A 15,068-nucleotide genomic window follows, 5' to 3' on the forward strand; every position below is an offset into this window, starting at 1 on the left:
CTCAGTTGATTAAAGTTTGCTTGAGCTTGAGTTTATTTGATGAAAATTAACTTTTAATTTATACGGTGTTAAAGTTGCACAAGCTACTGATATATACAAAATCCAAACAAAGCTATTTGAACTCAACAAGGTAGTTTCACTTATATTTGCGATCACTATATATGTGAGATGTGCCACTGGCCAAAAGCTTTCTACTGTCTTACTTAAACGCACCCAGACTAATACTCTAATAAGACTTCTCCAAAACCCGATTAGATATATTAAGACTCCTAACAAACCTAAATCAAGCCAAAGGGCTAATAAACCGTTGTGAGGATGCGTTGGATTCCATCCTGTTGAGAACCATATGTAAGAAGATTCACCATCCCAACCTTGCCAAAATCCACCATATCCATAGCCTAGCCAGGGACGTTTTTGAATCATATCCCAAACAAACTCCCAGACAGCTGTACGTCCTGTAAGTGTCGGGTTTTTACCTATTGAAAGCAAGAGTGCATCTGCATTATCCATAAGCCATATAGATGAGCTTGTAGCTGCTATTGCTATACATATAAAAACAGGAATCATTAAAATAAAACGCAATCTTAAAATCTTAAATATTAACAATGCAATGAGAATTAGTACAAGATTTACTATAGATGCAGTTGATTTTGAAAGTAATAATAAGACTATCGATAAACCTAAAAAAAAACCTATACCTACAAGCAAATACTTTTTTTTATTATCTATAAGTAAAAATAAAAATACTATAGTACTAGTTACCATCCTTGCACCCAAAGCATTTTTATGTATATATATGCCTCGCCAAGCTCCAGTATGCAAATCACTCATAATCCCATAGTGGGGCATTAATAAGCCAAATATTATGCTTAAAAATATAGCTAAACTAAACATATAAGCAAGTAGTTGTAACTGCTGTTTGATGCTGTAACGTGTAGCTAAGTAAATTCCAAATATGCTAGATCCAACTAGAGCTACACCATCTTTCAGAGTTGTTGCCGGTGCAAAAGACCAAAATATAGAGATTACAGCTAAACTTGTCAATATCCAGATAAATATATCTTGATTGAGTATATAAACAACCTTCCGCCAACGTATGAGCAGTAAGAAAAAAGTTACTAAATATATTAAGAAATAAAAGATGCGAATAATAGAGGTATCATAGGTTACTTCTACGTCAGCCTGATTTGCACCTCCAGAGATAATTAGAGTTAGCGGTCCTCCTGAATAAATTAGTAGGGATATAATTGTAAATCCCTGTTCTATAAAACCTAGAATTTTTCTCATATTTTTCTTTAAGATGGTGTTTATTATGTATTGAGCAAGGTAAGAATGCTTAGTCAAAAGTTTATAAACACCTTCTAAAAGATATTTTTACTATTAATAGCTTTTCTATAAATTTCCACCGTTTGAGCAGCAATTTTTGACCAATTCAAATCTTCTTGACAGCGATTTAGAGCAGCTTTTCGGAGCCGATTTTGTAAGTCGCGATCGCTCAACAATCGAATGATACTATCAGCTAGTGCCCGAGGATCGCGAGGAGGAACCAACAGCCCGTCTCGTTCATGTTGAACCATCTCGCTTAATCCCCCTACATCAGAGGCTATTACTAATGTTCCCATTGCATAAGCAATTGCGGCTACTCCACTCTGGGAGGATTCAATATAGGGCAAAATTGTTATGGTACTGCGTTGAAATAAAGCTGCTACAGCTTCATCAGGGATAAATTTATTCAAGATTTCGTAATGTTCGCGATCGCAGACATCAGGGAGATATTGCTGTAGGTTTTCTCCCTGTCCAGCAATAATCAGTTTGACTTGAGGAATATGTTCAGCGATTAAGGGCATTGCTTGCAGCAAATATTTTAAACCCTTGTAAGGCCATATCCGACCAAAAAATAGAAGTGTGTAAGGCTCACGAGCTAGTGTAGTATTACCTGCTAGGCACTTGTACGAGCTACCTAATTCTCCATGCGCTATAACATTAACTTTTTGTTGGGAAACCCGGAATTGCTTAGTTAGAATCTGTTTCAGCGGTTGAGCGTGGACAATTAGCTGTTGTGAGCGATAAAAAGCGATACGCTTACTGTACTCTGTACCAGGGGTTGTAGCTCGATCTCCAGGGTGACGCAGTACATCATGTATAGTTGTAACTAAAGGTGGCATCTGATTAAGTAAAAGTGTCAAGTCATACCAGTAATTAAAAGTTTCCTGAACGTGTAACACATCCGGTCGTAACTCTCGAATAATTTTCATCATGCTCATCATCGAGCATACATTACGCAAATCGCGGCTTGAAGGTTTATCAAATGGTCGAATACGAATTCGTGAATCAGCTATTTTTTGACAAATACTAGACAGTTTTGCTGGATGAATCAGTGTGACGTCAGCGTAATCTATCAAGCCATTTGCTAATTCTACGCTATACTCTGTAAAACCGAAATGTAGTAAAGCAACTAACATAAAACTTCCTCCATTTATATAAAGTTACTATTAATTTTTTGGCAAACTGTACTTTATTTTAAAAAGCTAAAAGCCTTCTGTGTTTACTCAGAATCTAGAAAATATTTTTATTTGATTGCACCCTAATAATCTATTCATAGGACTTACTATATTTTCTGTATTTCATCAAAACTTACCTTATTCTAAAAAAATTTTTTTTAATTGCTTTAGCCTAGTTTTCCAGCGAAATCTAGTACTAACGCGTTTTATACCCCGCACTAAATCATTGCGATTTTGAGACTCAAACAAAGGTATCAAGCTAAGATAGTTTGCTTCATCATCTAAATCTTGAGGGTGTGCTTGCTTTAGTAGCAGTTCTTCAGAAATATAATGTAATGGAAAAACATTTGTCTTTTTTAGTGCACCCAAAGCTGCAAGTGCCGCCACTGTCACAGAACATTTACCACATTGACCACAATTTAAATAACCATGTGGCAAAGTTAACTGATCACAAACTCTAAGATTTTGCAAGCCGACGTCCCAATCCGCTAATAATTTAGTTTTATCTAGCCTTGATAAGGCTATATTGTCATGCTTAATCTGCAAATTGTAGCTACTGTAGTTTGGATCTAGTAAAGGATGTGTTCCCCAAGGGCTTACATAATTAATTGCAAAGCTAGAGGCGACATAGACTAAACCTAGCCTCTTATTAAAAGCATGGGCAACTGCTGCCAGAGCAGCGGCACTAAAATAGTATTTCCAAAACTTAAAATTGCTAGATTCTAAATCTTTAACATGTGCATAAATGTTGGTATAAACTGGAATCAAGTTTATTCCAGCATCTTTAGCTATTGGTGACAGCGAAATAATTGCTTTTTCAAAACTATCTAGAGTAGTATTTGCTATTCCGTAAATTATTAAACCATCTTTGATAGAAGCAGGATGCTCCAATCCAAATTTAAGACGGTTAGTGCGTAAAGTAGCTAGGGCATCAATGCCTCCAGAGAAGAACATACCTGCCCTATTAACTTTGGGTATAGTTGGTACATCCAGTTTAGTTTTTGCTTCAATTTGGACAAGCTGACGCTCTAATCCATACCAAGAGAGCATCCAACTCATTGCCGTAACTAGCCCATCATGTAACTCCGGGCAAATCTCTGCATCAATGAAAACCCTTTTTTCACCATAGTAAAAGGCCACCATAATGCAAGCCAGTAAAAAACTATTGGGATTGCAGGATAAATCTTGAGCAAATTCGGCAGTAGTTTCAATATAAATTTCTGCTACTGGGCGATCAATATCTTCCCAAACTACATTAGCTGAAACTCTTGTAAAATCTCTATTATTTACTAGTTTTAACTGTTCGATTTTCATAATTTGCCTTCTGTAGTAATTTCTCTAGTTCTAAATTTCTAAAAATTAAACTTCAACCTTGAAATGATGTTGTTTTTTGTTTTTTGTAAATATGTTTAAATATTACTATTTATTCTTTCTAAAAAATACTAAATATTTAAAACTGTTTCCATATTTTTTTAGAAAACTTCTCCAAATGTTCTTATCTTTTACGAAGATATTAATAATAACTACGCTTACAAATAAGCAATAAGCAAGAGTTAAGACAACTAATTTCACTAAAAAACTTATGTCCATTTTCTCTAAAATAATTAACACAAGCATTATCAAAGAGCTAACCAAAAGTGGACGACGGATAATACGCCATAAATTTAATGAAAACAAACGATTGTAAACAGTATACATAAATTGACTAAAAGCTGATAAGCTCATTAATAGCCACATTATGGCTGCACCTAATAATTTATATTGGGAAACTAAGAATGCTCCTAATAAGCATCCAAGTATAGTAGTACATATCACTTCACGTAAGTTAATTCTCTCCAAATCATTAGCAACAAGCAAATAACTAAGTGAGCGATTGAAAGGAGATAAAATTAGTGTTAATGCAGTTACTTTTAATGCTAGAGTTGCTTCTATAAATCTTAAATCATAAACAAATATTAGTAAATCTTGTCCCATAAATAATAAGCCAACCAAGAAAGGTAAAGCTATAATCATGAGCATTTCAATAAAAACTTCAGTTATCTGACGCTGTTTTTCCCGACCTGACTCTAGTGTTTTAGACATGGCAGGGAAAAAAGCTATAGCTACACTATTAGCAATAAGTAGAAAAGGTTGCATTAATTGTGTAATGCCACCAAAAAGACCAATTAGAAATTCGTTACCTAATAGGGAAAGGATCAAAATCTCAATTCTGTTACTAAATGCCCCTATCCCTTCAATCAACAAGAATGTACGAGCAGCTTGAAGTATATGTTCAATAAAATTTCGATTAATTTGCAGTTTAAGTTTAACTGTTCTAGTAAGCAAAAACCACTCAAACACAAAAATCAATGCTTCTGAAATAAACATTACTCCGGCTAAATGTACTGTATTATAATTCAGTTGCATTGCTCTGATCATTACTAGTACTCGGAGAATATAAACTGGTATTGTTAAAATAGCAATTATATGCATTTTTTCTTGAGATGTAAAAACTGCCTCCGTAATATTGGAAAGGGAAAAAGGAATAATTGTTAAACCCATTATGTAGCAGATATTTGAAGTGTCATCATTATAAGGAAGTAAAAACACTATAACAACTAGTACTATATAACCAATAATAGCAAAGATAAACTGCAATAAAGTCCCATTTACCAAGTAAACTGATGTGTCTAATTCCTTACGAGATAGTTCTCTTATAAAAAAGGTCTTTAGTCCTTGAGAGACAATACTCATAAAGATATAGTAGTAGCTAAATGCTAATAAGTATTTTCCTAATTCTTCTGCTCCTAATATACGTGCGATCGCTGCTGATAGTATAAAACTGGCAATGCTTTGTACTAGCCTGCTTAAGAGCATTGATATAGAATTTACTACTAATTTTTGTTTAGTTGACATTGTTCATTATCCTCTTACAACTATATAAATCGACCTAAATAAGACATGAATAGTTTTAGATTAGCAATTTTGGCGTAGGAGATAATCTTTGTTTCCAATCTAAATAAAGTTACTATAAACGTAATTACCAAGGTTTATTTAATCCGATATAACATACTAAATGCATATTTATCACCCAAGATATAATAGTTAAAACGACGACTTAAAATCGTTGATAGTTGTTTCATGAAATGTATAAAGAAATAAGGATTACGGATCATTTGTCTTAAAGAGATTAAAATTTTCTTCTGTTTTAAAGGTTCGATAACATTATAATAAGCTTTATACTTCTTAAGTACTGCCAAACTTTTATACAAACTGGCGACCAATTGAGGATTATTTTGTACGCTCTCTTGCTTTAGTAATTTTGTAATTACCTCAATAAACTCATTAATATGGCTCACTTTACTTTTAGTTACCAGTGAGCCTGGACGAGAGCGATAGAAATAATAAGGTTTAGGTGAGAAGATGAAACGAGCACCCTTAACTAAGCACTGCATGAGTAAATATAAATCTTGAATAACCGGAAAAGTTTCATCGTACTCAATGCCATACTTGATGAGAAACTCTCTTTTAAATAGAGGTTTAGATAGACCGAGGTGTAAGCCTGTTTGTCCATATATACCTGTTTCAACAACATATATCGGATCTATTTGTTTGAGTGCAGTAATTTCCTCTCCGCTTTCGTTTAGCAAAGTACTCCAGGGCAATTCAGCATTGTTTTGAACCAGATATAAATCCTCCGCAACTATATCTGCATCTTCTACTTCTGCAATCTGCAAAAGTTTTTCCAGTCGTTCTGGTGCATACCAATCGTCTGAGTCAAGAACAGCAATCCATTTGCCTTGCGCCTCTCTGAGAGCACGATTACGTGCACCACTCACACCTAGATTTTTTTCATTTACTAATACCTTTAGTCGCTTATCAGTAAAGCTTTTTGCTATCTTTGTGGTATCATCGCAAGAAGCATCATCTACGACGATAACTTCAATATTATTTAGAGTTTGTCCTAAAGCTGATTCTATTGCCTGAGCAATGTAAGCTTCAGTATTGTATGCCGGCACTATTACAGATACTTCGGGTTTCATAACTGTATCTCCAAGTGTAAAAAACGGTTAAAGATAGTAACTGAGACTTAGGAAGGATGAGGAAGATGGAAGAAAGTAGTTATCAAAAAGCTTCCTCATCTTCTTTATTTTCTATAAGCTATTTCTAAATGCAAGTTGGGATGAATTCCTCAGCAAAGGTTTGCCTTCAAAGTAGTCAGGAATAGGTGCCCCCATTAATTGCAAAATTGTCGCAGGCAAATCTACAGCTTCACTCTCTGGCAAATTCAAACCAGGAACAATATCTGGTCCCTTTACTATTACAAATCCTCGGTTCCAGTGAGATCCAGCGCGAAAGTAAGTTAGAGGGCCAATGCGTCCAAAGTCAGGACTATCAATGACATCAGTCATTCGCTCATGCCATACAACTATCACGTCAGACTCTGGCAGCTTAGGATCATTATCATGAGCAGATTGCCGTGTCCGCACTACTTGTTTAACCATGAGTTCTCCAGTTCTAGCGTCTTTGAGACGATATAGTACCTGGGTCAGTTCATCACACAGAGCCTGATACTCAGAAGCTTTAACAAAGCCTTCTGCTTCTCTTCCTTGTAGGTTGATGCGAATATGTCCGTTAGTAAAAGAGGGTAGAGCAAAAGCCTTCATTTGAGGCCAGAGAGGTTGATACCATCGAGCAGGCATCCAACCCATAGGAACTGACTGTTCCATCAGTGGGTAAGGAGAAGCCAAACCATTTTGGCTTGAATGTAAAAACTGACTGGGAGTCCAAGGTTTTAAAAGGTGTTTAATCGGATTGGGTTCGTAGTTCTTGCTCCACACTTCTCCCGGCCAAGAATTCCTAATGGGATTTGTAACTATTGGTGGAGGAGTAAGCCCCAATTTGCCTGGGGCAATTGCTACTTTTGTAGGGAAATTAAACCGATACAGTATTTCAGGTAAAAACGCTGCACTCAGCATATCGCTGTAGCCGGGCCCCATACCGTGAAGTGAAAAACATAATACATAAGCATCTTCAGGAACTTCAGTTAATATCTTTCCTATGGCTTGATCAATATTTTCGTAGGCTTCGAGTAATGGGTCAGAAGCAGTGGCATTTTTACTTAGGTAGGGATATAAAGGATGATCTGACTGACTGTAGTTGTATATGTCATGACCAGCAGTGTGCGACTCACCAAAAACTGCTAAAAACAAATCCCAAGGTTGTTGTCTCAGTAAGTCGCAACAAATCGCTGCCCGATTAGCAGTACTCTGTTTAAGTGCTTGCTTCAACCATTTGATGTAAGCTTTATCCCACCAAATACCATTATCATTAAAGAGAATCGGATTTTTGCCATATTGATGAATAATTTGTGGTAAAAGTTCAGGAGGTTTAGAATAGCTAGGTGTGTAGGGATAATGCCCTCCCCAACCTAGAATTTGAACGCCATTTACTTGTTCAGAAAGCCTTGTTACAGGTAAATCAAATACTGCTACTTTGTAACTATCTCCTAGAGCATAAAAGGGAGGATATTCTTTATAGTCATAACCACTAAGAGCTAGATCACATGCAATATCATATTTTTCTGGATGATAGTTAAAGCTCTCCCAGTAACCGGTTGTATTAGGTTTACAACCTGTGGAAAATGTTGCCCATAATGGCTCAGTTACCGAAAATTCTGTTGGATTACCGCAGTATTTGACTGTATTTTTGAGATTACTGTAAGTTCCTTGCTGTTGCAGTTTTCCAATATTTTTCAGATATCCTTGCGATATCCACTTTTTTATTAATACTGGATCTGCTGCATCTAACCCAATAGCAATTACAGGTTTTTTCATTTTTTTTCTGAATTGTAGTCAATTTTCAAGTAATTATTGATGACTAATGTTGTTCCATAGCATCCATTAGTTAGTACGCACCTTTTTTCTTAAGGATCACCATAACTGTTTTAAACAAAATATCCAAATCTAATTGAAGCGACCAATTTTCAATGTATCTAATATCCAAATCTATTACTTTTTCAAAGTCTATAATTTCAGAGCGTCCTGAAACTTGCCAAAGACCTGTAATACCGGGTAAAATTTCATGTCGGATGAAATGATGTTCAGAAAACTTATCTACATCTCTAGTTGGTAAAGGGCGAGGACCAACTAGGCTCATTTCTCCACGCAATACGTTAAAAAGCTGTGGTAATTCATCTAAGCTATAACGACGAAGGAATTTGCCTATACGGGTGATACGAGGGTCATCTTTAATTTTGAAGAGTATCCCATCTTTAGTTTCATTTAAAGCTTCCAATTCTTTTTGGAGCTTTTCTGCATCATATCTCATTGTACGGAATTTCCATACTTTAAATGGTCGTCCGTGCAAACCTATACGAGTTTGTTTGAAAAAGATGAGACCCGGAGAATCAAGCTTAATAGCTATAGCAATTGCTACATATACAGGGAACAATAACATCAAAAGCAGGGTAGTAGCGCAGATATCAAAAACCCTCTTGATTAAAAAATCTTTTCCTGGAATTATAGGACACGAAAAAGTTAGGCAATTTATTCCTCCTAACTTAGCAGACTTTAAGTCTCTGTTAGTTGGTTTTAATTCCATTGGTACAATATATATTGTTATACCATATGCATGAAATAGCCAACAGACAAACATTCTATTTTTTATGGCATCCCATGAGACAAAAACCTCTGTTACATTTAATTGCTTAAGCTTTTCTAAAGTTGCACGGCGAGAATTTTTGTCTAATGCTTTAGCGCCTGCTATTCCACCTATAGTATAACGGTTTTCCCTTCTAATCATACTAATAATTTCTTCGCTGCTTTCAGGATTACAAATTATAAAAGCAGGATTTAAATTAACCGATTTTTGCTTCTTCTTTAGATATTCAAGAGTAATGTTGAATACTACTCTGCCCGTGCAAATAAAAGTAATACTCATCCCTAAAGAAAATAATAGCTGTGGTTGATTTACCTCGATGATTGGTTTGTATAGACAAGAAATTAGTAGGATTAAGCCGTGAGCAAAAGTAATTGATTTGATGAGATTTAAATAATCATAGTGCTTTTGATCAGCTTGATAACTTCCCTGGATAAATAGTAATCCTATTTGAATAACGCTAGTTATTAACAAACGTATATAATTGTTTGGTGCATCCCAAGGTAAATGTACATAATCAGTATGATATTCAGCTAAAAGCCAAGCAAGGGATAGAAGAGTATAGTCTACTAAAACCAATGTTAGTAATTGCCATGCTTCTCTCCGCAGCATAAAAAATGCAGGCGCGCGTAAATCTAGATAAGCTTTGCTAGATTTGCTAATTTTATGATTAATTGCAATATTTTGATTGTTCATGATTAATGGCACTCTGTAGAGAGGATTCGACTATGGTAGATTTCCTTTTTTTAGGAGAATGTATGGAAAGATGAAAACCGTAAGCTTGAAGTATAGCTCTTAAAAAATAAGAGCATTTACAAGTTTGATAATCATTCTACTTTGTGGCTATACCCTTTTTAGGATAATCTAGGGAAAGGCTCAAAATCGGGAGCATCCCAGTCTTTTGCTAAGAGGGTAAGAATCAGGCATAACCTTAATTTCAGAAGCTTTTATAAATACACTACTGTAATGCCTGAATTATCAAATCTTCTAACGTGAATGATTAATTAACAGCTAGTTTAGACTAAGTTCAAACTAATTGTTAGTCTTATGCAATCTCGCTGCAACAAGAATTAAAGTTAATGCTTATATACTTATTATCTTACGTATTAAGTCTGGATTTTAACATACACTTGTAAAAGACTAAATACTAGTAATTTATAATGCTGATTACACTTTTGTAAAAGACTAAATACTAGTAATTTATAATGCTGATTAACACCTTTGTAAAAGACTAAATACTAGGAATTCAAAAAACTTCTAAGAGGATGTTTGAAAAGTTTTTAGAGGTCAGAAATTATGCTGAACGCCTCACCATGATACGGATCATGGCAATATAAATAAAAGTCTCCGATGTTTCAGGTAGTAGTTCATAATCTCGAACTAATCGGCGACATCCCATCAACCAACCAAAAGTGCGCTCGACAACAAGGGCGTTTTTTGAGCAAAATAAATCCCTTGGTTTGTTCTGGGCGCAAAACTACCTGCACAATCCAACGGCAAAAATTCATCACCCATTGCATAAATGGTTCGCCATCAAAGCCACCATCAACCCAGATAGTCGTCAAGCGAGATATCTTTTGATTGGACTGTTTAACCCGTTTGAGAACTTATTTTCCTCCTTCTCTTTCACCGACATTAGCTGCTGTCACTAAAACCCTCAACACTAATCCCAAGGTATCGACAGTCATAAATCGCTTACGTCCTTTCAGCTTTTTACCTGCATCAAAACCAACTGACTGACTCACCATTGCTGCACTTTTAACGCTTTGACTGTCAATGATTGCCTCGGATGGGCTTGGGTGACGTTCTATCTCAATTCGAGTCCAATCTCTGAGTTGATCGTGAATCATGAGCCAAGTCCCATCAATGCGCCAATGCTCAAAGTAATGTCAACGGGATTTGAGATACAAGAAGAGTAAAACTAAAACATCTTTTGCAGCCAGCGTAGATAGCTTTGATATTACCAGTAGGTTTCAGGAATACTTCACAAAAGTGAAAGACCCCAGAGTGGAAAGGACGAGATATCATTTACTCACTGATATCATTACCGTAGCGATTTTGGGAGTAATAGCAGGAGCGCAAGGTTGGGAAGATATCGAGGAGTATGGAATTAATAAACAAGAGTGGTTAGAGACGTTTCTAGAACTACCATTCGGAAAGTATGTAAATGCTCTGTGGCGTGGTAAAAGTCAAGTAACTGGTGTGTAGATTGTAAGGAGCAACCAAGGCGTTGTAGTAGCGGTGGGATATGTTGCCAAATCCACTTTGCACCCTTCGGGTTCGCCAGTTCGACGGGACGGAAACCGACACCGCCGACTGGACTCACCATCTGCAATTAATAAAACCTCAGATGCAAAATTGATTCCTAAACGTCAATACCTTAGCCAAAAGAAGAGGGTGAAGAGATAGGGCGCTTTGTAGTAGAGTTATTGTCTCTCACAACGACAACTCAAAAACTACAAGCCACCCATGCCAGACATCCTATCACTGTTACAATGCCTGCTACCGCAGATCAACGCGACGACGATGCGCCGAATGAACCAGATAATTCTGGCCATGTTACCAATGAGCGGCCGAGTGACCATGTTGGGAATTTCTCGTTGGGCAGGCGTTGGCGGTAGTTATAGGACGATGTTGAGGTTCTTCCATACAGTAATACCTTGGGCAACGTTGTTTTGGTTGTTTTTTCGCAAGCATTTATTTCGTGGGAATGAGGTATATTTGCTAGCAGGAGATGAAGTTGTAATAAGTAAATCAGGGAAACAAACTTATGGGCTGGATAGATTTTTTTCTAGCTTGGTTAGTAAACCCATATCAGGGCTATCTTTTTTTACATTATCATTAGTCAGTGCTGAGCAAAGGCGCTCATTTCCGATTCAGATAGAACAGGTGATAAAGAGCGATATAGAAAAAAGTAGCCTGTCACCAACCAAAGAAATAAAACCGCAACAGAAACGTGGGCGTGGACGACCAAAAGGAAGTAAAAACAAGAATAAAACCCAGGTAATTCTCACATCTGAATTACTCCGAATTCAGAAAATGATTAAGTCGTTATTTAAGTTATTAGCTAAATTTATTCCCCTTACTTACTTAGTCTTAGATGGTCATTTTGGAAACAATAATGCCTTACAGATGGCTCGACAAGTTAACTTACACATAATTTCCAAGTTGCGCCATGATTCGGCGTTGTATATACCCTATCAAGATCCTGACTCCAGTAAACGCTCTCGTCGTAAATACGGTGATAAGGTTGACTGCTTTAACATACCTGACAAGTATTTGTGTAAAAGTACTATTGAAGACGATATCAAAACTGATATTTATCAATGCACTCTCCTCCACAAAGAATTTGCCCAAGCACTGAATATAGTTATTTTAGTCAAGACCAATCTTAAAACTAATGCTCGTAGTCATGTAATTCTATTTTCCAGCGACCTAAAACTGTCATATGAGAAAATAGTTGACTATTACAAACTGCGCTTTCAAATCGAGTTTAACTTCCGTGATGCCAAACAATTTTTGGGATTGGAAGATTTTATGAATCTAAGCCAAACTGCTGTGACTAATGCTGTTAATCTAGCATTCTTTATGGTTAACTTATCCCATCATATTCTTGCAGATTTTCGTCTCCTTAATCCTGATGCCGGCATTCTTGATCTTAAGGCTCACTATCGCGGTTTTCGATATGTCCATGAAATTTTAAAAATGCTTCCTGAAATGCCTGAGCCTATTTTATTAACCCAGATTTTTACCAAGCTTACTTCTTTAGGACGTATTCATCCCGTTTCTACAGGCATTGAAACCTCGTAAATTGGCTAAGGTATTGAAACGTACCAGATGCATTTCTAACAGTGACAAGAAAGGTTGAAGTTTGCCATAAGTACCGTCATTGGTTACAGGAATTTCAGTAGTATTGACGCGTTGACCATCCTGATCTACTACATAAATAGTTAGTAGCTTTGGTTCAGTCCATTCACCTTTATAACCATGACGATTAGTTGTCTGATGACTTTTACCAACGTTGTTTTTCCGAATCCGAGTCCGTCCTCCATCTACAGAAATTACCACTCGATGACCTTTTAAAACAGGTGTAATTTCTAACGTCCTCTGTTTAAAATGGAATAATTGAGAGTTACGCACACTCAACCCTTGTTTATTGAAATGGTAGGTTAAACGCTCAACTCGTCTAATACTCATAGCTATGCCCCAATCAGCAAGTGTCTGCTGGGCAATCGCTTTCTTAACCACTCACTGACCCATTAAATGCCACAGTAGACCAAATTAAAGGCGTAATACCTTCTTTCATGCTTAACCATCTTAAAAACGGACAAAACCCCTGTCCTTTTGTTTTTCGACGTTTCAGTCCTACTTTTTTTGACCGTTCTACTACATAAGGTAGCCGCAAAGATACTATAACATTATCCAAACATAGTACTTGCCGTTCAACTCGCCCATTCCCTTGGCTTTTTGGATGCCGCCATCCTTGTGTTTGTTGTTTCGCTGTCTTTATTGCTTCAGGTGAATTTGACAGATTGTTTAATAGCAAAGCAATACATTCTCCTGCCAATATTAAGGCTGCTTGTCTAATTTTTTGTTCACGCTCACGCAGTGTCCGCCCATCCCACTGGGAAAGATCAGATAGTGACATTGCTTCAGCGATTGTTTGAGAGAAGTTTTTTAGGGATTGAGCTAGGTCTAGTGTTGTAGGTATAGTGTTATTACTTTTCAATGTAGGAACTCCTGGTCGCTTGGGTATCATCCCAAACATCGTTTCCAGGCATCCTACTTTTTTTTGTGCCTTTCACGCTACCCTTCATTACCCAACTTTTTGAGGTTGCACCCATATGATTTCTGTGTTGGCCGCTGCTGTCTCAAACTCTGATTCCGTACTATTATCCGCCTGTCAATAGGGTTTGAGACGCGCTAACCCTGTCTATTCATACCAGTAGTATTATCCTTGATAAACTTGAAGAATCGAGTGTCAGTGTCATCGCCATTCCCTCCCATGCTGTAAGAAATTCCTCTAACAATGGGAAATAGAAGGTTTCGGCGTTGGCTTTGGGATTATGAACACGCTCCATCTGGCTACGGGCTTTGCAGCCCCAATGAATCAGATAGGGCAATCAGTAGCTCAGACAGGTACTATGAGCTTGTAAAATTGCTGTCACATTTTTACAAAACACTTTTAGATGTCTTTGGTCTTGGGGATGAATCCATTGGCTTACTTGAGTTTGCAATTGGTGATAAAGATGGGGGACTGACATGGGGGGAGCTTTTTGTGTGGAAACTTGAGCATCCCATGCTGTCCCCCTCTACGTCACCCTTTTCTCCGTAAAATTCCCCATATATGAATCATCCAAAACTTTTTTGCACCATTAAGCGTTAGGACTATTTTGTAGAATGCAGATACAGTTTTTTATCGGATTTTAAACAACAAACTTTTACCGCGCACTACCTGTGGCCATCGCAATTTTTTCTAGATTAACTTTTTTGTCTTTTGTTCTCGTTCCTTTTGTCCTCGTTCCCTTCGAGCTATATTTGCCAGGGCTTTAATCCTACAAACCGCGTGATGTTTAGGATCTTTGCCTACATAGATTTCTATATCTTTATAAAGGTTAATCAAATCTAATTGAATAGAGTTGGTTGTACTTCGGTCTTTGAGCCACCGATAGTATTTTTTCACTGCTGTGTCTATGGCTTCTGTAGTGGTCAAAATTGCTAAATATTTACCAACAATCCTGTTAGTTTGTCTTTTTGATAAGCCTGTTTCTGATATGGTGATTTCGTCGATAAAATCTTTATTGGTTTCTTCAATTTCTAAAGAGTTAAGCGCGTCAATCCATGTTTTTTCTCTGTTTAAAATCACGAGAAACCTCACATCGTCTACGGTTAATCCGCTTTTCGCTGCTAATTTTTTGAGTTGGACAA

11 protein-coding genes and 3 pseudogenes are annotated in these 15,068 nt (G+C 36.8%); 2 read left to right on the forward strand and 12 right to left on the reverse strand.

Annotated elements, in window-relative coordinates:
* Positions 1 to 9: 9 nt before the first annotated feature.
* The 8 genes and pseudogenes from WKK05_RS36655 to WKK05_RS36690 form a co-directional block, all read right to left on the reverse strand.
* Positions 10 to 1,344, reverse strand: a complete 1,335-nt coding sequence (locus tag WKK05_RS36655) for an O-antigen ligase family protein (protein WP_341531523.1) — start codon at positions 1,342 to 1,344, stop codon at positions 10 to 12.
* A gap of 17 nt (positions 1,345 to 1,361) precedes the next feature.
* Positions 1,362 to 2,462, reverse strand: a complete 1,101-nt coding sequence (locus WKK05_RS36660; RefSeq protein ID WP_341531524.1) for a glycosyltransferase family 4 protein — start codon at positions 2,460 to 2,462, stop codon at positions 1,362 to 1,364.
* Positions 2,463 to 2,639: 177 nt separating this feature from the next.
* The gene (locus WKK05_RS36665) at positions 2,640 to 3,815 is read right to left on the reverse strand and encodes a hypothetical protein (protein WP_341531525.1); all 1,176 of its coding nucleotides are present in this window, start codon (positions 3,813 to 3,815) and stop codon (positions 2,640 to 2,642) included.
* Between the two features lie 105 nt (positions 3,816 to 3,920).
* On the reverse strand, positions 3,921 to 5,396 hold the full coding sequence (locus tag WKK05_RS36670) for an oligosaccharide flippase family protein (protein WP_341531526.1): 1,476 nt from the start codon (positions 5,394 to 5,396) through the stop codon (positions 3,921 to 3,923).
* 134 nt (positions 5,397 to 5,530) lie between these two features.
* Positions 5,531 to 6,523 (reverse strand): glycosyltransferase family 2 protein, encoded by a 993-nt coding sequence (locus WKK05_RS36675; protein ID WP_341531527.1) that lies wholly within the window; start codon positions 6,521 to 6,523, stop codon positions 5,531 to 5,533.
* A gap of 111 nt (positions 6,524 to 6,634) precedes the next feature.
* Positions 6,635 to 8,317, reverse strand: coding sequence for an alkaline phosphatase family protein (locus WKK05_RS36680; RefSeq protein WP_341531528.1), 1,683 nt, complete (start codon positions 8,315 to 8,317; stop codon positions 6,635 to 6,637).
* A 70-nt stretch (positions 8,318 to 8,387) separates the two neighbouring features.
* On the reverse strand, positions 8,388 to 9,836 hold the full coding sequence (locus tag WKK05_RS36685) for a sugar transferase (protein ID WP_341531529.1): 1,449 nt from the start codon (positions 9,834 to 9,836) through the stop codon (positions 8,388 to 8,390).
* Between the two features lie 598 nt (positions 9,837 to 10,434).
* Positions 10,435 to 11,026, reverse strand: a pseudogene (locus WKK05_RS36690) (IS5 family transposase); the annotation flags it as partial.
* Positions 11,027 to 11,099: 73 nt separating this feature from the next.
* Between WKK05_RS36690 and WKK05_RS36695 the strand changes: the two are divergent.
* Positions 11,100 to 11,297: pseudogene (locus WKK05_RS36695) on the forward strand (transposase family protein); the annotation flags it as partial.
* Between the two features lie 312 nt (positions 11,298 to 11,609).
* Positions 11,610 to 12,950, forward strand: a complete 1,341-nt coding sequence (locus WKK05_RS36700) for a transposase (RefSeq protein ID WP_341531530.1) — start codon at positions 11,610 to 11,612, stop codon at positions 12,948 to 12,950.
* Here WKK05_RS36700 and WKK05_RS36705 read toward each other — a convergent pair.
* The 4 genes and pseudogenes from WKK05_RS36705 to WKK05_RS36720 all read right to left on the reverse strand — a co-directional run bounded on the left by WKK05_RS36705 (position 12,906) and on the right by WKK05_RS36720 (position 15,006).
* Positions 12,906 to 13,388, reverse strand: a complete 483-nt coding sequence (locus WKK05_RS36705) for a hypothetical protein (protein ID WP_341531531.1) — start codon at positions 13,386 to 13,388, stop codon at positions 12,906 to 12,908. The genes WKK05_RS36700 and WKK05_RS36705 overlap by 45 nt on opposite strands.
* Positions 13,381 to 13,869 carry a hypothetical protein gene (locus WKK05_RS36710; protein ID WP_341531532.1) on the reverse strand — a complete coding sequence of 163 codons (489 nt, stop codon included), beginning with the start codon at positions 13,867 to 13,869 and terminating at the stop codon, positions 13,381 to 13,383. Before WKK05_RS36710 ends, WKK05_RS36705 begins: the two co-directional genes overlap by 8 nt.
* A 232-nt stretch (positions 13,870 to 14,101) precedes the next feature.
* A pseudogene (locus WKK05_RS36715) lies at positions 14,102 to 14,404 on the reverse strand (IS4 family transposase); the annotation flags it as partial.
* A gap of 212 nt (positions 14,405 to 14,616) precedes the next feature.
* Positions 14,617 to 15,006 (reverse strand): hypothetical protein, encoded by a 390-nt coding sequence (locus tag WKK05_RS36720; RefSeq protein WP_341531533.1) that lies wholly within the window; start codon positions 15,004 to 15,006, stop codon positions 14,617 to 14,619.
* Positions 15,007 to 15,068: the final 62 nt, after the last annotated feature.

Origin of the sequence: Nostoc sp. UHCC 0302 (genome assembly GCF_038096175.1) — a bacterium.
Taxonomy (GTDB): Bacteria; Cyanobacteriota; Cyanobacteriia; order Cyanobacteriales; family Nostocaceae; genus UHCC-0302.